Consider the following 21,128-nt stretch of genomic DNA (forward strand, 5'->3'; position numbering starts at 1 on the left):
ATTAGCGGTTTTTCTTTTTCTTTATGTAAAACCACACAGCGCCTGTAACAACTACTGAAATGAATAAAATCCATATTCCATAATGATGTAAACTATACTCAACGAAACGCCACTTCTCTCCTAACTTCCAGCCAAGCCCAATAAAAACACTTATCCAAATAAGTGCACCACCGTAAGCGTACAAACAAAAACGCCAAAGTGTTAAATTCGACACCCCAGCAAAATATGCTGTTAAATGACGTACTCCCGGGATAAAGTAACCAATCATTAAAAGAAATGGTCCATATTTTTCAAATAAAATGTGTGTTTTTTCAATGTGATGTTCTTTAATTCTAATTTTCGGCCCATATTTTTTTAAAACAGGAAGTCCCAGTTTTAAACCTAATATGTAGCTTAATGTAATACCTAACATCGCACCAGCCATCCCGCTTAAAAAAGCAGCCGTCCCTGACATAACTCCTTTTGAAACGTTATAACCAACAAAGGTCAATAAAAACTCGTCTGGTATCGGTAATCCGACTATCCCACCTGCCAACGCTATAATAATTCCAAAATACCCATAATGCGCGATTAACTCGCCAATATGTTGTTCCATTCGGAAGACACATCCTATGCACGATCGTTATTCCACATTGTGCCCTTTCTACCTTTCAGACAAACATGGTATACATATTCACTATACATTGTTTTTATAATGAACTCTACTTCTATCCGTCCCGTTAGCAAGAAGAAAATGAACCATTAATCGTGCGCCCTCCTCCCGCCTACTTCCCTTGTATTCACCGCTTTTTGAAGTGCTAGTCTTATAATCCATAAATAGCGTGATTAAAAAATAAAAATTCATATGCTTGTTTTTTTGTTACAATAAAAGAAAGTTACTTTTCGCAACGGTTTAACTCTCAGGAAAAATGATATATCTAGCAAAAACGTAGTTTGGTCGATATAATGCAACTTCTACCTATAAAAAGAACATGCACCCTTTACATACAACATCATTTTTCTAAATTATACAGGGGGAACGAACATGACCATTGAAAATCAATTTATCCAAAAGGTTTACTATAAAACATTTTTAACAGAAGAAACTTCTACTCCAGTATCGGAAGTACTCGGTGAAGCATATATAAATGAATCTACAAACGAATTCTCCAACATTTCTAATATTCGCTTTGCTCAAGGTGAATTTTATTACCAAAATAAAGACTTTGAAGCAGCAATATTTAAATGGGAGAAAGTAAATAACGAACTTGCACTTTGGGCAACCAAAAATATTGCAGATTCTTATTTCGAACTAGGATTCTTGCCAAAAGCAGAAGAAATGTATCAATCTATCCAAACAGAAGATACAACTCTTACAATGGAAGTTTCCTTACAACTTCTTTCTCTTTACATCGAACAAGATCGTTTAGGTCTAGCATTTAAGACGATTAGTGAGGCTGTTGCATTTCAACCTGACTATCCAAATATTACTGCAATTGCTCGCTCATTCTATGAAAAACAAGAAGATTGGAATAACGCTATCGAACTTGCCGTTCAAGAAGGAATTCGAACACAATCATTACACTGGTTCGATACTTTAATCAATTATGTGAATCAAGGATTTACGAAACAAATCAAACCAGAATATTTCTATGAATCTTTAAAAGCTTTATATACAATTGATCAAGTCCAATTTAAAGAACTTGTTATTGCTCTTTGGAACAGCTATCAAAATGAAAACTTGCATCTACCTTGGATTCAAACAATAAATCATTTATTCTTACATATCGAAACAGACAACAATGACGATTGGCATGAAATTATTGAACGCTACCAAGATACGTACTTTGAATTAATTACTGGTGAACATTTCATGCATGAAATGCAGGGACTTGTACCAGATTTATTAACAAATTGGTTTAGTTTAACGAAAGCAAAAGATGCCCTAGTTGTCTCTGCTGCAGTGTTAGCATGGAATGAAGTTTCACCTACAACTTTAGAGTCATTGCTCGTAAAAAGTGCGGGATCCCTACTCTCTAATTCAACAGCTGAAACAAATGTAAATATGGAAACCGTTTCTCATTTATTCGAAACAATTGCTGTATGGGCTGAAAAAAATGATGTGGATTTAAGTCACCAATTTACGTTACTCGTTCATGAACTATGTGATTTAAATGTTACTCAATTACTAATAGCGGGAACTAGTGACCATGATAAGTCATCATTCATCAATTCAATATTAGGAGAGAACATCTTAACTGAGACTGTAACAACTCCTATTCTATTTAAAGATGATAGCCAAACTGAAATAACAGAATTCACTGCGTTAGATGTACACAATATACCGAACTTTGATGAATTCCATCAAATAATGGCTACACCTTCCGATTCTGAGTCAGAACTTGAGAAGAAGTGTATAGAAATTAAGTTACCAAGTAGATTTTTAAGGAAGAATAAATTTGCATTTCTTGTTACGCCATCTGTTCAAGGGCAAGTGGATAAAAATAGCTCATACTTTGAATACTTACAAGCAACAGATAGCCTTATTTACGTATTAAATTCCGCTTCACCATTGCATGGTGAAGAGCTTGATACATTACTTTATTTACGTGAACAAGTGCCAAACTTACAAATTCATTTCGTATTACACACAAATAATGCGGCCAATAATGAAAAACTAATGAGTAAGATTAAAGTCCATTTCCCAAATGCAAAGTTCTTCCCATACTCTCCTTCACAAGAGAGTAGCCAGCAACTTGGAGACGTGACCGAGTCTATTCTTTCTAATCTAGCAGAACGCGACATAGAACAAGAACGTATAAAAAAACTAATATGGTTCACTCAAAAAACAATCGCATACCTTGTAAATGAACGTGTGGAATTAGAAAATACATTAGTGAAATCCGTACGCTGGAATAAACATATCTCAGTAAAACTAAACGGATTTATTAACAATCTTACTGCTCTTGAAAAAGATAAAATTCGTTCTATTACAGAATCTTATCTTTTAACGAAAGAAGAAATCACACGAGATATCCATTCTCAAATTCCTGAATTATTACAGAGCTGTTCTGACCTTGTTCAAGAAGATAGTGACTTCAAATTAGTTCATGAAGAATTAAATGCTGCAATGAACGAACGCATTCAAAAACATGTACAGCAAGTGCTTCTTCCTAAATTTACTGGATTTATTCAAGAGTGGATTGAAACAGCGCATAATGAATTTATTCAAGCTCAATCTTATTTAGATGAAATGAGTGAAACGTTTAATAAATTATATAAAGAAGAACGCATGAAACTTCCTTGCGATTTCAAATTACTAGATGACTGGCACCGGGATGTTGTACGTATGACAAATCGAATTACAGTATCGAACATCAATATTTTATTACGCTTTACACCAACACAATTTTTCTTAAAGAGTGCGGGAAAACTATTTGGTAACATGCAAAAAAATCAATCTATGCTCGCAAACAAATATAAACAATACATTGAAACGGAAGATTATACGGAAATTGCTCAAACAATCTCAAAACAATTCTTCCTTCAATTTGAAGTATTTGAAGGCGCATTAGAACGAGATATCATGATGTTCTTTAAAGATCCACTTAGCATACTGAAACAAAATGTAGAATCCGCTCAACTTGAAATACAGGAAGACGAGCAAACACTAGCAACGTTAAGAAGCAACCCAGAAACTTATCACGATCCGTTAGCATTCTTTAAACTGCAACTATTGCAGCACAAATTCGTTTTAAGTACAAACAAAAACAATGAAGACGTCTATGAATTTAATGAGTCTCCTACGATTTAACATAAAAAACCAAGCAAATTTCAGTTTGCTTGGTTTTTTACTTTAATTCATTATTTTCATATGTTCAAATGGATAATAAATTGCCGCTAATTCTCCTAATACATCTTCTCTATCAATAAGTCCTAAACCATTTCTACTATCTCTACTTATTAAACGGTTATCTCCCATAACAAAAATCTTATTTTTAGGAACTGTAATCGGTCCAAAGTCCTCTGTTAAATTCATAAGTTTTTTTTCAGCTTGCTTTCTATTACTATACAAATACGCTTCCTCTATCACTTCATGATTCACATATAATTGATCATTTCTCACCTCAATGACATCGCCAGGCAAACCAATAACCCTTTTCACATAAAAATTATCCGTCTTCACAACAATAATATCTTCTCTCCCATAGCTTTCAAATTGCTTTGCCAACTTATTTACAATCACCTTATCCCCATCTTGTAACGTTGGCTTCATGGACGCTCCTTTTACAGTCGTAGGAAAAAACACGAAAATTTTCGCCAAAAACACCAACAAACATGCAATTGCAATTGTTCCAAAGAATTCACGCCAACGTTTTTTCTTTTGCATCATTCCACCATCTCATCATCTTTTTACTTTTATTATAAGGACTTCAATCATCTAATTTCCACAAAATTCTGAATTATAAAATTAGAATATTATAAACTTAGAATAACAACCCATAAACTTCTTATTTTATATACTATAATTTATATTTATCTCACTATGTGTCGACAATAAAATTCCATCTCAAAAATCGGCTGAAGTAAAATAGTAAAAAAGATACTCTCAAAATAGTCTATCTACTATTTTTGAGAGTATCTTTTATATTCCCACATATACAATACACATTTGAGCCGCTACATATGTAAACCAAATCCAAAGTGGTTCATACTTTAATTTGCGCCCTCCAATATCTGTCACACCTATAATAAAATCAGAAATCACAAATAGTAAACCACCAAAAGCCGGTATCCACCATATGCCTGTATTCTCATAGTATAAGGCGAATGCAAAGCAAGCCATCCCTCCAACCCACAGTCCGTAAATTAGAGCTCCTATCGTAAACAATTTATCTTGTTTATCATTTCGTATAAAAAAGAACCATCCTATAATGAGAAAGAGCCCGTATACGAGTAAACCAATCCAAAAACCATTCCATGAGATGCCTGTTTGCAAAAATGCTTTTACATAAAAACAATGTGCAAGCGCGAAAGTAATCATCCCTCCAATTAACCTGTGACCAATTGGAATCAAACCTGCCATAAATAAATCTCCTACAGTTGATAACGTCATACCTAGTGCAACCCACGTACTATACTCCACTGATGGATCTTGTAACCATATCCAAATTGCACTTGCTGTTAAAGAAAAACTAAGAATAAGACGCACTGCTAAAGGTAACGGCATATTATTTCTTGTCTTTTTTGTCTGTCCTATTGCGTACATTGCACCAATTAAAAAAAGAATGATTTGCCCAATTAACACCATGTAAAGTAGATTCATAACATGTTCTCCTCAATAAATGCTTTTTGTATCTTTTTTCGTTACACCTAGTCTATTATCCTTTTTCTATAAAAAAAAAGAAGAACAGTACTGTTCTTCCATTGTAATCGTTTTCCTGTTATTTATGCTACTTGTTTTTCTTGCTCGATTTTCTGCTTAGCTGGCGTACGATTCACCACGATAATTCCCGCAGCTACACATGCTAAACCAAATAATACAAATGAATGAATTGCTTCTCCTAAGATCATGCTCGATAATAACACACCAAATACGGGTATAAAGAACATGTACATTGATACTTTTCCAACTTTGTTGTACTTCATAATCGTATTCCAAATACAAAAACCTGCTGCGGATAAGAAAGATAAGTAGAGAAGCATAAGTATTGCATGTACACTAAATGTAAATGGCATGACTCCAACTTGCAAAGCCCCTATACATAATAACCCGATAGAACCAAAAATCATTTGGTATGCTGTCATATAGCCAACATCTAATGTTTTGCTACCTTCTTTCGCCAATATGTTTCCATATGAATACAACATTGCTGCACTAAGAAGTAATAAGCTACCAATTCCGAAATGGAATGATAAACTACCATCACTCGGTACATTTACTAAAATGACACCACAAAAGCCGATAGCGACCCCAATTATTTTTCTCATATTGAGAGCGTCATCTTTATATAAAAAGTGAGCAAGTAAAATTTGAAAGAATGATGATGTTCCTGAAATGATAGCTCCTTCAATGCCAGAACTATAACTCATTCCAATATAAAAACATATATATTGAAGAAATGTTTGAAATAAACCAATTTGTACTAACTGCTTCCCCGTTCCTTTTTTGAAGCTCATATCTTTTCCTAACACTTTAAAGAATAATAAGAGCATGACTCCAGATAAAAAGAAACGATAACCAGCAAATAATATTTGCTCCCCAACTTCTTGTGGCTGAATTCCAATTTCAGCATAACTTAATTTAATAAATGGGAATGCACTCCCCCATAAAAAAGTCGCTACTATTGCAGCAATCAGTACGCCAATCGGATGGGTAAAAAATTTCTCTGTCTTCACTTGTTGTCTTCCTTTCCGATCTTTTTATGAACAATATTCATATATACCAAAGGAAGTGTGAAAACACAAGTTTTCAGTTTATGCGCAAACAAAAGCATATCATCTAACGAAAACATATGCTATACTATAGAATAATTACAACATAATAACTATTAAAATCAGATTCAACAGAAATGCTGCTATCCATTATGGATGGCAGCTTTCGTCGTTTTATAGGGGTTTCGATTTTGATTCTTTTTCTCAATAAGAATTTGGAAGGAGCGAGTAGTAATGAACTCAGAAGTAAAAACATTACAAGTACAAAAGTCTATTTCTCATCCCTCTTTATGGGATACATTAAAGAAACATTATGAACTTATCTTTGCAATCGCATCTGGTATTTTCATTTTAGCTGGTTGGTTATTCACAAAGAACGATGCAATGAATGTAGGTATTACTTGCTATATCCTTGCTTATATAGTTGGTGGATATGCAAAGGCGAAAGAAGGTATTGAAGATACCATTGAAGAGAAAGAGCTAAATGTCGAAATGCTCATGCTCTTTGCTGCTATCGGTGCTGCAATCATTGGCTACTGGGCAGAAGGCGCGATTTTAATCTTTATCTTTGCACTGAGCGGTGCGATGGAATCTTATACATTAAGTAAAAGTCAAAAAGAAATTTCAGCGCTTCTTGATTTACAACCTGAAGAAGCATTACGTATTTCTAATGGAACCGAGGAACGTATTCCTGTAGGACGATTACAAATTAACGACATTATTTTAATTAAGCCAGGTGAGCGTGTTCCTGCTGACGGTACGATTCATAACGGTGAAACAAATATCGATGAAGCTACTATTACAGGGGAACCTATTCCGAATGAGAAAAAATTCGGTGATGAAGTATTTGCCGGTACTGTAAATTTACGCGGTGCTATCGAAGTTAAAATTACGAAGCCGAGCGATCAAACATTATTCCAAAAGATTATCCGTCTTGTCCAAAGTGCACAAAGCGAAAAATCACCATCACAACTATTCATCGAAAAGTTTGAAGGAACATACGTAAAAGGTGTACTACTCGTTGTTGCGCTTATGATGTTCGTTCCTCATTTCTTACTGGACTGGAGCTGGAATGAAACGTTTTATCGCGCTATGATCTTACTTGTAGTCGCATCTCCTTGTGCACTCGTTGCTGCCATTACACCAGCAACGTTATCTGCAATTTCTAACGGAGCAAGAAATGGTATTCTCTTTAAAGGTGGCATACATTTAGAACGCCTCGCTTCAGTAAAAGCAATCGCTTTTGATAAAACAGGAACATTAACACAAGGAAAACCTACCGTAACAGATGTATATGTTCGAGAAAATATGACAGAAAAAGAAGTACTTTCTATTACAGCAGCAATCGAAAGTCACTCTACACACCCTTTAGCTGAATCTATTGTTAAATATGCACAACATGCGCATGACATTACATTACAAAAACCAGAAAATGTTGAAGATGTAACTGGTTTTGGGCTAAAAGGAATATTCGAAAACAAAGCTTATAAAATAGGTAAAGCTGATTTTATCGGTGAAGAAACAAAGACATTCCATAATGGCATTTCTGCCTCACTTGAAAAAGAAGGTAAAACTGTCGTTTATATTCGTGATGAGGATGGTATCCTTGGACTTATCGCTTTAAAAGATACACTTCGCCAAGAAACAATAGCTGCTATTCGCGAATTACAAAGTATTGGTGTTGAAGCAATTATGATTACTGGTGATAATGAAGAAACGGCAAAAGCAATTGCCTCTGAAAGTAATATAAAAGAATATTACGCATCATGCTTACCCGAAACAAAAGTTGAAACGATTAAGAAGCTAAAAGAAAAATACGGGACAGTAGCAATGGTCGGAGATGGTATAAATGATGCCCCTGCACTCGCTACCGCTAGCATTGGTGTAGCAATGGGTGAAGGAACAGATGTAGCTTTAGAAACTGCAGACGTTGTACTGATGAAAAACGAATTATCTCGACTTTCCCAAGCAATCCGCTTATCAAAACGAATGAACCGTATTGTAAAGCAAAACGTAATCTTTTCACTAGCTGTAATTGCAATGCTGATTTGTTCAAACTTCTTGCAATTTTTAGCTCTTCCGTTCGGTGTTATTGGACATGAAGGAAGTACAATTCTTGTCATTTTGAATGGCTTACGATTATTAAAAGGAAACTAATAAAAACGGGTCCCTCATAGAGGACCCGTTTTTTTCTAATGATAGCTATTATGCCCGTTCGCACTACTACTCGTTTTATGCTTTGGATGCGAACTGCTCTTTTGTTTATTGTTATTTTTATTGTTGTGGTTCTTTTTATTATTACTCATGAAATATCCCCCCTGTTCCCTTTTATTATGGAACAAGAGCTCACTTTTCATTACGGGAATTATTGTCACCCGTTCTATAATGATGGAGTAAACCATTAATTTCGCCGCCGAGTAAAATTACCCACCCAGTTAAGTAAAACCATAACATTAAAATAATAATACCACCGAGACCACCATATGTATTGGCGTAATTCGCAAACTTATCTACATAATAAGCAAATGAGTACGATACCACAATCCATCCTACAGTAGCAAATGTTGCTCCTGAAATGACTTCTCTTCTTTTTAACTTTCGATCTGGTGCAAATGTATATAAAAAACTAAACAATGCAAATAAAACGAAGAAACTCGCTACTAACCGCGTAATGCTCCACACGTAAGAAAAACTATCCGATAAACCAATTGCTTTAAATACCGCTGCACCAATTACTTGTCCAAACACTGGAACAATTAGCGCAAACACAATCATAAAAATGATTGCTAACGTAAACACAATTGATAAAGCTCTCGTTTTAATAAAAGAACGTGTTTCTGTTACATCATACGCACGGTTAAAAGCATTCATAACCGCATTTACCCCGTTTGAAGCAAACCATAGCATCGATAATAAACCAAATGATAATAAACCACCATTTTGCTCATTTACAACCTTATCAACGTTTACTTCAATTAAAGACATTGCATCTTCGGGTACGTACGGTTCTAATAAGTTGAGCACACTTTCTGTTTGAAGGTCAATGAATCCAAGAAGCGTAATTAAGAAAACAAGCCCAGGAAAAATCGCAAGCAAGAAGAAATAAGCGAGCTGTGCTGCCAAGCCCGCTACATCATCGCGCATCGTTCGGTTATACAAATCTTTACCAAACGAATAAGTACGATGTCTCCTCACCTTTTCTAAAATTTTTCTCATATATGTTTAAACGCTTTTCTTCTCTTCTTTATCTTGCTTTAACTCAATGTACGCTTCAGTTTTTTTTTCCTCTACATTTGAGTCTTTCATAAATAATTCACGCGCTTCCTTCATACCGCCATCTTCAGCAACTATTGGCTCTTCCTCTGCTTTCAGCTCATCTACCTTTGTAGATACAGCTTGAATTTCAATTGTTTCTGGCTTCTCTGCTGGCTCAACCTTTTTCTTACTAAAAATTTCTTTCGTTTCTTTTAACGTCTCTACAACAGACGGCGTCAATTTTTTAATTTCTGCTACTTTCGCTTTTACTACATTGAAGTCAGCGAGTTCGCGTCCTTTATCTGTAACAGTTTGCACTTTTTCTTTGATTTTTGCATTTTCACCGATTTCAATCATCTTTGTTTTTGCTTTTTCCGCAGTATTTTTTACTTTTTCACGGTTTTCCTTCTTCAACATAGATACAGCTACACCTGCAGCTACACCAATCGCAATGTTTCGAGCAATATTATTTTTCTTTGCCATATTCCTTCACCCTTTCATTTCTTATGTTAGAAAGTATTTCTTTCTAAGCTTCCTCATATTCCTTGTTCATTTCGAATGAAAGCTAATAGCTTTGCACACCCTTCTGTTACAAGGTCATATACTTCTTGGAAATTCCCTGTATAGTAAGGGTCGGGAACGTCTGTCCAGCCACCGTCTGGAACAAAATCGGACAGTCTACCAATATAGCCTCCAGTTTTACCTAAACTTTTTAAATCTGCTATATTCTTGTTGTCCATGGCAATAATATAATCAAACTTTGTTAAGTCTTCTTTTTCTACTTGCCTTGCTTTAATTCCTTCAAAAGTGACTGCATTTTCTTTTAAAATTTTTTGTGTTCCTTTATGTGGCGGATGGCCAACATGCCAATCTCCAGTTCCTGCAGAATCAATGACAATTTTCTCTTCGAGTCCCTCTTTTACGACAAGATCTCGAAAAATCGCTTCTGCCATCGGAGAACGGCAAATGTTCCCAAGACAAACAAACAATACTTGAACCATATTTTTGTTTCTTCCCTTCTTGGTGCATTTCTTTATATATACTTATAGTATAAACAACCAATTATTAATTATAAAGGAAATCCCTACTAATTTAATAGGATTGAAAAGATTCATTAACGAAAATGATAAAAAATGTTAAGATAGCCTTATGTTATTTTAAAGGGGGACACTTCGGTGGATTTATCCGTAAAGTCAGAAGAAAACGTTGAATATATGGTCGAAGCTATTAAAGAAAAATTACGTATGGTTAATGCTGGAGCAATGAGAGCTGCTAGCTTTAATGAAGAAATGTACGAAGACTTACGTGACATTTATGATCATGTTATGAAACGTGAAACATTCAGCATTAGTGAAATGCAAGCTATTACAGAGGAGTTAGGTACATTAATTAAAAAGTAAGAAGCCTCGCTTATGAGGCTCTTTTTTATTTCCAACAAATTCATGACAACTCTTCTCTTTTCCTCAACCAACTGTAAAATATTGTACAATAGAAGTAGAACCTCACCTTAGATTTTTTCTTCATACATACTACTCACAAATAATAGCAACACTACCATTGCTAACTGTTTTTACTGGAGGTGCTTACTTATGAGCAATTGGTACAGTAAGACGAAAGATCAAACATTAATCGACCTAGAAACAAACGAACAACACGGTTTAACAGATGAAATCGTAAATGAACGTTTAAAGCAATACGGCTCTAATGAATTAGCTATAAAACAAAAACGCACGTTATGGCAGCGGATTTTCGCCCAAATTAATGATGTCCTCGTATATGTCCTTATTATTGCTGCTCTTATTTCAGCCTTTGTAGGTGAATGGGCTGATGCAAGTATTATCGCGCTCGTTGTAGTTTTAAACGCTGTTATTGGTGTCGTCCAAGAATCAAAAGCAGAACAAGCTTTAGAGGCATTGAAAAAGATGGCGACACCTAAAGCAATCGTCAAGCGAAATGGTGAACTAAAAGAAATTCCATCTGAGCACGTCGTTCCCGGTGATATCGTTATGCTCGACGCTGGCCGATATATCCCATGCGATTTACGACTTATCGAAACCGCAAATTTAAAAGTTGAAGAATCTGCTCTAACTGGTGAATCCGTCCCCGTTGATAAAGATGCAATTTACCACCCTTCCATGCAAAGTGATGAGCAAGTACCATTAGGCGATCAAAAAAACATGGCCTTTATGTCTACTCTTGTAACATATGGACGAGGCGTCGGTGTTGCTGTTGAAACTGGCATGAACTCACAAATTGGCAAGATTGCTACCCTTTTACATGAAGCAGACGATGATATGACACCACTCCAAAAAAGCTTGGCACAAGTCGGCAAGTATTTAGGCTTTGTCGCTGTAGCTATTTGTATCGTTATGTTTTTCATCGGCTTTTTACAAGGCCGGGATACGTTAGAAATGTTTATGACTGCTATTAGTTTAGCCGTTGCAGCTATTCCAGAAGGCTTGCCAGCTATCGTTTCCATCGTTCTTGCAATTGGTGTCCAGCGCATGATTAAACAAAACGTTATCATTCGAAAACTACCAGCTGTTGAAGCTCTCGGTTCTGTCACAATTATTTGTTCAGATAAAACAGGTACGTTAACACAAAATAAAATGACCGTTACTCACTTTTATAGTGATAACTTATACGATCAATTAGAAAATTTAAATGTAAATAACGATGCGCAACGTCTATTGTTAGAGAATATGGTGCTATGTAATGATGCGTCTTACAATAACGAATCACAAACCGGAGACCCGACTGAAATTGCTCTTCTCGTTGCTGGAAGCACCTTTAATATGCAAAAAGATCATTTAGAAAAGATACATGAGCGCGTTAACGAGTTGCCTTTCGATTCAGATCGTAAAATGATGTCAACCGTGCATACATACGATAAAAGCTACTATAGCATGACGAAAGGTGCTATTGATAAACTCTTACCTCGATGTACCCACATATTTAAAAACGGTAAAATCGAGGTTCTAACAGAGGCTGATAAAAATCAAATATTAGAAGCTGCAAAGGCAATGTCCCGAGAAGCTTTAAGAGTACTTTCATTCGCATTTAAACAATACAATTCAAATGCTGTGGATATAAATCATCTTGAAGAAAACCTCATCTTTATCGGTCTTGTCGGTATGATTGATCCACCTCGAACTGAAGTAAAAGATTCAATTACAGAATGTAAAAAAGCCGGTATTCGCACAGTTATGATTACTGGTGACCATAAAGATACCGCTTTTGCAATCGCCAAAGAACTTGGCATTGCTACAGAAATATCTGAAATTATGATTGGAACTGAATTAGATAACATTTCAGATAAAGAACTAGCAAGCAAAATTGATCACTTACATGTATTCGCTAGGGTCTCTCCAGAACATAAGGTAAAGATTGTAAAAGCATTACGTGCAAAAGGCAATATCGTTTCTATGACTGGTGATGGCGTCAATGATGCACCATCTTTAAAACAAGCAGATGTTGGCGTAGCGATGGGCATTACAGGAACAGACGTTGCAAAAGGGGCAGCGGATGTCGTGTTAACAGATGATAATTTCTCATCTATCGTGAAAGCTGTTGAGGAAGGTAGAAATATTTATCGTAACATAAAAAAATCAATCCTCTTCCTACTCTCTTGTAACTTCGGAGAAATTATCGCTTTATTTTTAGCTATTTTACTCGGCTGGGCAACACCACTTCGCCCTATTCACATTTTGTGGGTGAATTTAATTACAGATACACTGCCTGCATTATCACTTGGGGTTGATCCTGAAGATCCAGATGTGATGAAGGAAAAACCACGGCATGCGAAAGAAAGTTTATTTAGTGGTAGCGTTCCTTTTCTTATTTTCAATGGGGTTGTCATTGGACTTTTAACGCTAATAGCCTTTATCGCCGGAGCAAAATTCTATACCGGAGATACAAATTTATTCCCTCTTTTCCCAGAGCGAATTGATGAGGATGCTCTATTACATGCTCAAACGATGGCATTTGTCGTTCTTAGTTTTTCTCAGCTCGTTCATTCATTTAACTTGCGTTCAAGAACGAAATCCATTTTTTCAATTGGGATCTTTACAAATAAATATTTAGTTTTCTCTCTTCTTATCGGGGTTCTTATGCAAGTTTGTATCATCTCCATCCCACCACTTGCAAATATATTCGGTGTGCATGCATTAACGATGCGAGATTGGGGATTTGTTCTCTTATTAAGTATCATCCCGCTTGTTGTGAATGAGATCATTAAATTAGTGAAGAGAAACTAAAAGGCAATGAGGACTGCTCCTCATTGCCTTTTCATTTATCCTTGTAATTCTTTTTTAATGTTCTCTGTTAATGTAGCCATTCGTTTGCGGCTTTCTTCTCGCTCACGTTTATTTTGTTCTTCAATTTGTTGTGTTTCTTGCATACCTCTTGAAATAATGTTCCAAGTTTCCTCAAGTGTTTCCATCTTAATACTAGAAGAACCCGATAATCTCGCTACTTCCACACTTTGCGTTGCGATATTTTGTGCATTTTTCTTAAGTAATTCATTTGTACGGCGATCCAGTTCAGCCATAGAATCTGCAACAAGCTTTTGACGCTTCGCATTTACCGCCTGAATGATACCATTTTTAAAGATAGGAATCGTTGTAATAAATGCTGTATTGATTTTACCAATTAATTTATTGTTACCACGTTGAACCATACGAATTTGTGGTGCTGTAAGTAACGCAACCATACGTGCTTTCTCTAAATCATCAATACGCTGCTCTAAAATTTCAACAGAGTTTTTAAGCGACTCTAATTCAATACCTGCTAATTGGTCATTGTTACGTACACGCTCTTCATACATTGGAACTAGCTCTGTATTTAAACGCTCTAATAACATTTCTCCTGCTACTACGTATTTTTCTAAGTCTAAATAATATTTTAAGTTTTGCTCATATAAACCGTCTAACGTACCAATAGATTTTTTCATTTCATCTTGATACTTTGTAATTTCTACGTATACTTTATCCATTTCGCGGCCCATCGTTTGGTACTTACTAAAGATTTGTTCAATCATTTTATCCGCTTTTTTGAACATACGTGAGAAGAAACCACTTTTCTCTTCCGCAAAGTCTTTGCTATCGAATCTGTCCATAATTTTACCAAGCTGTTTTAATAATTCTCCAGAGTCTTCTATTTTTGATAAAGACATTGTATGTAAGATTTGATCAGCAAAACGTGAAATTTCCATAGATGGTTCTTTTCCAAGCTCGATTAATTCTAACTGATCCTTAATATCTACCGCATTATAAATACGTTGCACATCTGCATCTTGTCTAAGTTGCAAGCGAACATCTTGTGCTGTTTGCTCATTTAATTCTGTTTTCGAATCTAGTACGACTGGGTTATTCATATGGTATTCTCCCTTTCCTTATAAAAATGGACGAAATAGTCCTTTTATTGTTTGTGATAAATTTTTATAGGCTGATGAACCATGAAACTCAAGATCGAAATTAACTTCTTCAAGCCAATGTGAATCAAATGCTGCTGCATCAATATACGGTTCAATATCATTTCGTCCCGTTGGATTGAAGTGAAATACATCTACTCCTATTTGATTTAAAAATAGTAATAAAACAGCATCAGAACGAGTTAATTCTCCACTCTTCTCATTATTAAATATAACAATTTTCGGTACATCTTGTGAATAATCAAATTTCTCAAGCTGTTCTAAAATGTTCGGTGGTATTTGAGAAAGTTGTGCGAAAACATATAGCGCTACATCTTGTTTCGTCTCTTTTGCAATTGGTTTACACATTTCACTTTCGCACGCATGAATGATCGCCTCTGCAATACCATGTTGTAATCCTTCTGGCAATCGTTTATGTGGCCACCAATGACTGTTCATAATTAAATCTGGATGTAATTTCCCCCCGCGGTCTAAAGCATCTCGGTAATGATATTGGAAATTTGCTTTTTGTTCTTTCGTAAACGGGAATGTATTAATTAATAAACTGTTATCAAATGATGTAACAGCCTTTAATCGCTGAAAATACTCTTTATCATTTTTTGAAACACCTGATATTTTTGCAAATAAAGAAGGGATATAAATGTGTTTATTCTCAACAAAGAATGTCGGGCGTACAAATGCCTTTTCTTTCGTAATTAAAAAGAGTTCATCATACGTTGTTTTGAGCGTACGAGCTACAGGCGTATATGAACGGAATTGCCACGGCTTGTACAGCAGTGAATTATCGTGGTGAAGTACTTGCTCAATTTCTTTTGAAGCTTGATACGCTACTGTTGCAACACGTTCGCGGCGGCGATCTGGAAATGGCTCAAGAGAAATGCGACCTGAATGAGACACAACAAAACTTCTTCCTTCCTCATCAACATTCTCAAATCCATCTTTTCCTTCTGGATGATAATAAAGTACATCACAGCCGAGCATAATAAGGAAGTATAAGAAATATATACGGCTTTCCGTCGCATCACCGTACCAAACGATACGCGGCATTTGTTTCTTATAATTAACTGTAGAAAACCACTTCGCTACGTAATTTTCACTTAATTTAATTATATCAATTAAGAAACGACGGAATCCCTCTGTTTTTAACGATTGGTTATGTTGTTTCTCATACAATTTCAATACAGAAATAAACGTCGTATGTATATAATGCTGTAAGTCAGGATTGTCTACTTTCGGTAAAAGTTGTTTCCCAGATAAGTGTGCCACTAGCCTATTTACTGTCAGACCGTTTGGTGCTTCTTGATGTAATCCGAACACTTCTTGAATATGACGAAGCTTTTCCGAATCAATCACTTTGTTTAAATTTTGTTCGTGTAAAACTTCGATTCCTTTTGCTTCACTATAATCAAATAGCTCATTAAAATATTCATCTACATCATTAGGAACGCCAAGGATTCGACATGCTATATAACTAAATTTCATCTCATTCTCTGTCAGTTCATATTGTGGGCGTTTTTCTAAAAGTGTTTCAAATTGCTTTAAATCTGATTCATCTTTTAATCCATATGGTTGAAGTGTAAAACGTGAAAACATAACAGTTCACCTCCAAAAACATTTACGTTTTTTCTAAGTCTTTCTTCTATTATAAACTATTTTTGGTTATAAAAAATGGGCGCTCGTAAAACGAGCAAACCCATTTCAATTATTTATTGTCCTCTTTAGTAGCTGCAACTTCTTCTTTAGCTTGTCCAGAATTCTTCATGTAGTGAAGTATAAATGTTGCTCCAAATGCTACAACTAAAATGATAAAGAATAGCATATGACTTATTTCAATATGAATAACAGACAGTAACATTTTTGCTGCAATAATTAAGATTAAAATATATGCTGTCGTTTCCAGTTCTGGAATACGCTCTAACAATTTTAAGAATACACCAGCGATACCACGCATCATTAAAATACCGAGCATTCCACCTAATAATAGAATCCACACTTCATTTGATACACCAAATGCAGCAAGTACGCTATCTACAGAGAACGCGATATCCATTAATTCAACCATCGCAACTGTTCCCCAGAAGACACCAAACATTCTGAAGAGAATACTGTTTTGGTTCATACCATGAGCTTCCTCTTCTTCTGCATTACCTTTTCTTTTATCAATGAAGTATTTAACTGAAAGCCAAGCTAAGTAAAGTGCACCTAACACTTTTACCCACGCTAATTTAATTAAGAACATTCCAATTCCAATCGCAATAAATCGGAATACATAAGCTCCAATGAGTCCATAGAATAATGCCTTTTTACGCTTTTCTTCCGGAAGGTGTTTTACCATTACTGCTAATACAAGTGCATTATCAGCAGATAACAAACCTTCAAGTACAACAAGTGTACCTATTAATCCCCAAGATACTGGATCTTGCAACACTTTAATCCACATGTCCAAGTCGAAAAACTGAGCATACGTATCAAGGATTCCTTGCAAAATACTCATCTTACCTTTATCCCCTATTCTTTGCTAGATTTATAGAAAGGTCAAAAAAAGGAAACGAATATCGTTTCCTTTCTATGCATCCAAGCCATACGCTCTTACAAGCGCACCTAGGCCACCTTGGAAACCGCTTCCTACTGCATTAAACTTCCACTGTCCATTATGACGGTATAATTCACAAAAGACAACTGCTGTTTCGATGGAGAAATCTTCCCCTAAATCAAAGCGAAGAACTTCTTCATTCGTTTCTTCATTCGCTAAACGAACGAACGCATTTCCTACTTGACCAAAGTTTTGACTACGGCCTTCTGCATCATAAATCGTAACTGTAATAGCAATTTTGTGCACATCTGCTGGAACTTTCTTTAAGTCCACAACAAGTTGCTCATCATCGCCTTCACCTTCACCTGTACGGTTATCCCCTGTATGCATAACAGATCCACAAGGAGACTGTAAATTATTATAGAAGATAAAATCAGTTTCTTTCGTACATTTTCCGTTCGCATCTAATAGGAATGCTGATGCATCTAAATCGAAATCTGATCCACCGTCATAAGATTTAATATCCCACCCAAGACCAATTACTGCTTTTGTTAAACCAGGACTTGTCTTACCTAAATCAATCTTCTGTCCTTTTTGTAATTGAATAACCATTTATATTCACCTCTATATTTTAATCTTAAAAAATATATCCATCAGTAAACATCTGTTTCACCGATGGATATACGAAGCTATTACTCTACATCTAAACCGAAATTGTTACATAGAGACGCTAATCCACCTTGGAATCCACTTCCGATTGCATTGAACTTCCAGTCACCTGCATGACGGTATAATTCACCTACTACAACAGCTGTTTCAATAGAGAAATCTTCTCCTAAATCGTAACGAATTAACTCTGCATTCTTTTCTTCATCTAAAATACGTACGAAAGAGTTAGAAACTTGTCCGAAGTTTTGGCTACGACCTTCTCCATCGTAAATTGTAATTGTGAAACAAATACGTTCGATATGTGCAGGTACATTTTTTAAATCTACTTTAATCGATTCGTCATCGCCTTCACCTTCACCAGTTCGGTTATCTCCTAAATGCTCTACAGCACCATTCGCACCTTTTGGGTTATTATAGAAGACGAAATCCTCTGCACCTGAAACTTTACCGTTAGCACCCACTAAGAAAATACTAACATCTAAATCAAAATCATTTTGTCCGTCATAACGATTCGTATCCCAACCAAGTCCTACAAGAACTTTCGAAAGACCTGGATTCGTTTTTGTTAAGTCTACCTTTTGTCCTTTTTTCAATGAAATTGATGCCATACACAATTCCTCCTCAGTTTATTTTATTGATAACGTGATACAATCTCACTTAAGTTTTTATCTTGTGTGCCTTCTCCAACAGCTGAAAACTTCCATTCACTTCCGTGACGATACATTTCACCTGCAATTAGAGTCGTTTTGCCAGCATAATTATCCGATAAATTATAGCGTGCTAATTCTTCACCAGTTTGCGGGTTTTGAATACGAATATACGCATTACGAATCATCCCGAAATCTTGACGACGATTTACACAGTCATAAATATTTACAACGAATACTAAACGATTAATACGGCTCGGAACTTTATGTAATTCTACGAAAATTGTTTCGTCATCACCAGCGCCTTCACCTGTCAAATTATCTCCTGAATGAATAATACTACCACAAGTAGAAAGCTTGTTTCCGAAGTAAACTAAATCGTTTTTGTTTAAAAAACGATCTCCTTCTAACATCACAACAGATGCATCACAATCTACATTTGGTTTACTTCCAAATAATGAAGACAGAAACCCACCTGATTGCCCAATTGGATCCCAGCCTAAGCCAACCTGTAGTTTCGCTACTTTTGGTTGTCCTTTCGTTAAATCGATCTTTTGACCTTTTTCTAAAATAATAGGCATGCAGTTTCTTCCTTTCTACAAAGCATTTTCCAAGGCGGAAAATATTGTATTCTTCCCTTATATTGTAGCATTATTTACCTAGTGATAAAAAGGATAAATTCTCAGTTATATGAAAACATTCATATAATTTACTTATGATGATGTAAGAAGTGGTAAATAGCACCAATCATTCCTGCGCAATTACCGTTTTGTGCAAGTTCAATCTCACAATTACTATAAATCTCTTTGTTTAAATATTTTTCTATCTCTTCTTTTACTTCTTTTAAGAACTGATTTCCTCTACCAGTAATTCCTCCACCTATAACAATCATTTCTGGATTAAAAATATAAGCAAGATTACTAATTCCAATCGCTAAATGTTTAAAGAAAACCTCAACCGCTTGCGTAACTTCTCTATCTCCTTTATCATACAGTTCGAAAATCGTTTTTCCATTCCAATCACTTTCACCTTTATATTTTCGCACAAGACGAATTAACCCTGAAATGGAAGCGACCTCTTCAAACTGCTTTCCTTCTATTAACATATTTCCCCATTCACCAGCACTAAAAGAATGTCCCCTGTATAACTCTCCATCTATAAAAATCGCTCCTCCAATACCAGTTCCAAGAGTAAGCATAATAAAATTTCTTTTTCCGTTTCCAATACCTTTCCACTTCTCACCCAAAGCTGCACAATTCACATCATTTTCAAGAGACACAGGAACTTGTAATACCTCTTGCAATCTATCGATAATAGGAATAGTCGCGTAGTTCGGAATATGCTCCACCCCTCCCGTTACAACTCCTTTATGAATATTAACAATTCCCGCAGTACTAATGCCAATTCCTGAAATCGTATGTTCATTCATTAATTGTTTGGATAGAAGAATAAGTTTTTGAATGATTTGTTCCCCACCCAAATGAATTTCTGTTGAAACTGTTTTATGCTTTCGTACTGTTCCTGTTTCTGAAACAATTCCATATTTAATTTGTGTACCACCAATATCAAATGCAATATATTCTTTCATCTGCTGTCACTTCCTCTATTGTAATGCGTGTAACATTCTCACCACTCTACTATTATAAAGAATTTACACTAACTCTTTTCTCTCTTCAGAAATACACCACCTTTTTCTATATATAGTTTTTTTTGCATAAAACTCTTTTTCCTAAGAAATATTACAAAGGGATGTATTTTAGATGGAATATTAATTTCTTAGGAGGAAAACAATGACGAAAATCTTCATTTTAGCATCAACACTCTCTTTATCTTTTTTTAGCGGTTTAAATATCGGTAATGCAGCAACGGAAAACTTCTCTCCAGCAACAAACGCAATTGTACAAAATAACGATCATTTAGCAGAAGGCAACTCAAAAGATAATAATAAACCACCAGGAAACAATGGTTCTCAGGACGATAGTGGTTCTGGCGGCAACAGTTCTGGTGGTAACGGTTCTGGTGGCAGTGGTTCCGGTGATAACGGCTCTGGCGGCAACGGCTCCGGTGGCAGTGGTTCCGGTGGTAACGGTTCTGGTGGCAGTGGTTCCGGTGATAACGGCTCTGGTGGCAATGGCTCCGGTGGCAACGGCTCCGGTGGTAACGGCTCTGGTGGCAATGG

General features: G+C 35.7%; 18 protein-coding genes and 1 pseudogene. 5 read left to right on the forward strand and 14 right to left on the reverse strand.

What is annotated here, in order from left to right; genetic code table 11:
* Nucleotide 1: 1 nt before the first annotated feature.
* The gene (locus BAQ44_RS24700) at nucleotides 2–595 is read right to left on the reverse strand and encodes a DedA family protein (RefSeq protein WP_061676714.1); all 594 of its coding nucleotides are present in this window, start codon (nucleotides 593–595) and stop codon (nucleotides 2–4) included.
* A gap of 429 nt (nucleotides 596–1,024) precedes the next feature.
* Between BAQ44_RS24700 and BAQ44_RS24705 the strand changes: the two genes are divergently transcribed.
* Nucleotides 1,025–3,793, forward strand: coding sequence for a tetratricopeptide repeat protein (locus BAQ44_RS24705; protein ID WP_071724392.1), 2,769 nt, complete (start codon nucleotides 1,025–1,027; stop codon nucleotides 3,791–3,793).
* Between the two features lie 42 nt (nucleotides 3,794–3,835).
* Here the strand turns inward: BAQ44_RS24705 and lepB are convergent, their stop codons facing one another.
* The 3 genes from lepB to BAQ44_RS24720 all read right to left on the reverse strand — a co-directional run bounded on the left by lepB (nucleotide 3,836) and on the right by BAQ44_RS24720 (nucleotide 6,378).
* A complete protein-coding gene (lepB, locus tag BAQ44_RS24710; RefSeq protein WP_071724393.1) occupies nucleotides 3,836–4,372 on the reverse strand; it encodes a signal peptidase I in 537 nt (178 codons plus the stop codon).
* 252 nt (nucleotides 4,373–4,624) lie between these two features.
* Entirely contained in the window at nucleotides 4,625–5,305 is a 681-nt protein-coding gene (locus BAQ44_RS24715) for a lysoplasmalogenase (protein ID WP_001051061.1), read from the reverse strand.
* Between the two features lie 122 nt (nucleotides 5,306–5,427).
* Nucleotides 5,428–6,378 carry a DMT family transporter gene (locus tag BAQ44_RS24720; protein WP_071724394.1) on the reverse strand — a complete coding sequence of 317 codons (951 nt, stop codon included), beginning with the start codon at nucleotides 6,376–6,378 and terminating at the stop codon, nucleotides 5,428–5,430.
* 270 nt (nucleotides 6,379–6,648) lie between these two features.
* Between BAQ44_RS24720 and BAQ44_RS24725 the strand changes: the two genes are divergently transcribed.
* Nucleotides 6,649–8,571: a heavy metal translocating P-type ATPase gene (locus BAQ44_RS24725; RefSeq protein WP_071724395.1), complete on the forward strand. Its 1,923-nt coding sequence runs from the start codon at nucleotides 6,649–6,651 to the stop codon at nucleotides 8,569–8,571.
* A 189-nt stretch (nucleotides 8,572–8,760) separates the two neighbouring features.
* Here BAQ44_RS24725 and BAQ44_RS24730 read toward each other — a convergent pair whose 3' ends face one another.
* The 3 genes from BAQ44_RS24730 to BAQ44_RS24740 are packed head-to-tail and all read right to left on the reverse strand — an operon-like array spanning nucleotide 8,761 to nucleotide 10,670.
* Nucleotides 8,761–9,630: a YihY/virulence factor BrkB family protein gene (locus tag BAQ44_RS24730; RefSeq protein ID WP_071724396.1), complete on the reverse strand. Its 870-nt coding sequence runs from the start codon at nucleotides 9,628–9,630 to the stop codon at nucleotides 8,761–8,763.
* Between the two features lie 6 nt (nucleotides 9,631–9,636).
* Nucleotides 9,637–10,152, reverse strand: coding sequence for a DUF4075 domain-containing protein (locus BAQ44_RS24735; RefSeq protein ID WP_061676709.1), 516 nt, complete (start codon nucleotides 10,150–10,152; stop codon nucleotides 9,637–9,639).
* A 53-nt stretch (nucleotides 10,153–10,205) separates the two neighbouring features.
* Nucleotides 10,206–10,670 (reverse strand): low molecular weight protein-tyrosine-phosphatase, encoded by a 465-nt coding sequence (locus BAQ44_RS24740; RefSeq protein WP_000250910.1) that lies wholly within the window; start codon nucleotides 10,668–10,670, stop codon nucleotides 10,206–10,208.
* Between the two features lie 174 nt (nucleotides 10,671–10,844).
* On the opposite strand from BAQ44_RS24740, the gene BAQ44_RS24745 reads away from it, so the two are divergent.
* Complete coding sequence (locus tag BAQ44_RS24745) at nucleotides 10,845–11,069, forward strand: DUF1128 domain-containing protein (RefSeq protein WP_000366196.1); 225 nt, start codon at nucleotides 10,845–10,847, stop codon at nucleotides 11,067–11,069.
* 189 nt (nucleotides 11,070–11,258) lie between these two features.
* Complete coding sequence (locus BAQ44_RS24750; RefSeq protein ID WP_071724398.1) at nucleotides 11,259–13,925, forward strand: cation-translocating P-type ATPase; 2,667 nt, start codon at nucleotides 11,259–11,261, stop codon at nucleotides 13,923–13,925.
* A 35-nt stretch (nucleotides 13,926–13,960) separates the two neighbouring features.
* Here the strand turns inward: BAQ44_RS24750 and BAQ44_RS24755 are convergent, their stop codons facing one another.
* From BAQ44_RS24755 to BAQ44_RS24785, 7 genes are all read right to left on the reverse strand, one after another.
* Nucleotides 13,961–15,043, reverse strand: a complete 1,083-nt coding sequence (locus tag BAQ44_RS24755; RefSeq protein ID WP_061676707.1) for a toxic anion resistance protein — start codon at nucleotides 15,041–15,043, stop codon at nucleotides 13,961–13,963.
* Nucleotides 15,044–15,061: 18 nt separating this feature from the next.
* Nucleotides 15,062–16,693: a YceG family protein gene (locus BAQ44_RS24760; protein ID WP_061676706.1), complete on the reverse strand. Its 1,632-nt coding sequence runs from the start codon at nucleotides 16,691–16,693 to the stop codon at nucleotides 15,062–15,064.
* A 109-nt stretch (nucleotides 16,694–16,802) separates the two neighbouring features.
* Entirely contained in the window at nucleotides 16,803–17,594 is a 792-nt protein-coding gene (locus tag BAQ44_RS24765; RefSeq protein ID WP_061676705.1) for a TerC family protein, read from the reverse strand.
* A gap of 72 nt (nucleotides 17,595–17,666) precedes the next feature.
* Nucleotides 17,667–18,245, reverse strand: a complete 579-nt coding sequence (locus BAQ44_RS24770) for a TerD family protein (protein ID WP_061676704.1) — start codon at nucleotides 18,243–18,245, stop codon at nucleotides 17,667–17,669.
* An 80-nt stretch (nucleotides 18,246–18,325) separates the two neighbouring features.
* Complete coding sequence (locus BAQ44_RS24775) at nucleotides 18,326–18,910, reverse strand: TerD family protein (protein ID WP_000146729.1); 585 nt, start codon at nucleotides 18,908–18,910, stop codon at nucleotides 18,326–18,328.
* A 23-nt stretch (nucleotides 18,911–18,933) separates the two neighbouring features.
* Nucleotides 18,934–19,530: a TerD family protein gene (locus BAQ44_RS24780; protein WP_001121586.1), complete on the reverse strand. Its 597-nt coding sequence runs from the start codon at nucleotides 19,528–19,530 to the stop codon at nucleotides 18,934–18,936.
* Nucleotides 19,531–19,658: 128 nt separating this feature from the next.
* Complete coding sequence (locus BAQ44_RS24785; RefSeq protein WP_063261375.1) at nucleotides 19,659–20,537, reverse strand: ROK family protein; 879 nt, start codon at nucleotides 20,535–20,537, stop codon at nucleotides 19,659–19,661.
* A 202-nt stretch (nucleotides 20,538–20,739) separates the two neighbouring features.
* Here BAQ44_RS24785 and BAQ44_RS31500 point away from each other — a divergent pair.
* Nucleotides 20,740–21,128: pseudogene (locus BAQ44_RS31500) on the forward strand (LPXTG cell wall anchor domain-containing protein); the annotation flags it as partial.

This window comes from Bacillus mobilis, assembly GCF_001884045.1.
Classification (GTDB): Bacteria; Bacillota; Bacilli; order Bacillales; family Bacillaceae_G; genus Bacillus_A; species Bacillus_A mobilis.